We start from the raw sequence: 1,331 nt of genomic DNA, 5'->3' as shown, positions 1-1,331 counted from the left end.
CCGGGCCCAGGGCCCCGGGGCGCCCGGTGTTCGGTGCCTCGGGCCGGGGCTCCGGGTTCCCTGGAGCCGGGGCCAGGCTCCCGGTGCTCCGGATCCGGGGCTCCGGGCACGTCCCTGGTCATCCAGGTCCGGGCCCAGGCGTCCGGCTCCGGGGCCAGGGCTCCTGGGGGAACCCCGGACCCGAGGCTTCGGTCCCGGACCCGCTTCGGGTTTCCGGGCCCGGGCCGAGACCAGGCCCGGGTCTGGATCCAGACCCGGGACCAGGCCCAAGTCCGGGCCCAGGCCCAAGTCCGGGCCCAGGCCCAGCTCCGAGCCGAGCACCCGGAGCCGGGGCCCGGGCCCAGCACGCGGGTCCGGGGGCCGGGGGCCGGGCCCAGCACGCGGGTCCGGGGGCCGGGGGCCGGGCCCAAGTGCGAGTCCGGGGTCCGGGTCCGGGTCCGGGCCCAAGTGCAGGTCCGGGATCCGGGCCCAGGATCCGGGCCCAAGTCCGGGGTCCGGCCCATGTCCAGGTCCGGGGTCCCGGATCCAGGCCCGGGGTCCCGGATCCAGGTCCGGGGTCCAGGTCCCGGGTCCCGGGTCCGGGGTCCCGGGTCCGGGGTCCGGGGTCCAGGTCCGGGGTCCAGGCCCGGGCCGAGCCCAAGTCCAGGGGCCCGAGTCCGAGTCCGGGCCCGAGTCCGGGGCCAGGCCCTGGCGTCCGAGTCAGGGGCGGAGCCCCTGCCCTCCAGAAGGCCGGGGTGGAGCCATGGCCCAGAGGCCCGGGGCGGAGCCCCTTGCCCCCAGGCCCCGGCCGTCGGAGGTCGGGCGTGGGGCCCGGGCCGGGGCCCGGGGTGGAACGGGGTCGGTGGGAATCGGGAAGGGGCGGGTGGGGAAAGGGCGCTGTGCCTCGGTACGGTCCGTTCCGCGGGGCGGGCCGTAGGGACGGGGCCGGGCGGGGCCGCCCGGCAGGAAGGGTCAGGCCGGGGAGAAGAGGTGGTCGCTGATCAGACGGGCCGCGCCGGTGACCCCCGCGGCCGGGCCCAGTTCGCCCAGCACGATGGGGAGGTTGCCGGTGGCGAGCGGAAGGGACTGACGGTAGACCTGGGTGCGGATGGCGGCGAGGAGCGTGTGGCCGAGGCCGGTGACGCCGCCGCCGATCACGACCAGGCCCGGGTTGAAGAAGCTGACGAGACCGGCGATGACCTGACCGGTGCGCATGCCGCCCTCGCGGATGAGTTCGAGGGCGGCGGCGTCACCGGCGGAGGCCGCCGCCGCGACGTCCGTGGCGGCGAGGTGCCCCACGGCCTCCAGCCGCGCGGCGAGTTCGGCGGAGCGGCCGTCGCGGGCGGCGGCCT

At 78.7% G+C, this 1,331-nt stretch carries 1 protein-coding gene; it reads right to left on the bottom strand.

Going from position 1 to position 1,331, the window contains the following annotated elements; all coding sequences use genetic code 11:
• Positions 1-951: 951 nt before the first annotated feature.
• Positions 952-1,331, bottom strand: a 380-nt coding sequence (locus EEJ42_RS31505; RefSeq protein WP_123105269.1) for an ROK family protein, incomplete at its 5' end; no start/stop codon positions are given.

Origin of the sequence: Streptomyces botrytidirepellens (genome assembly GCF_003721215.1) — a bacterium.
In the GTDB taxonomy this organism is placed as follows: domain Bacteria; phylum Actinomycetota; class Actinomycetes; order Streptomycetales; family Streptomycetaceae; genus Streptomyces; species Streptomyces himastatinicus.
This window is presented reverse-complemented; position numbering and strand designations above follow the sequence as displayed.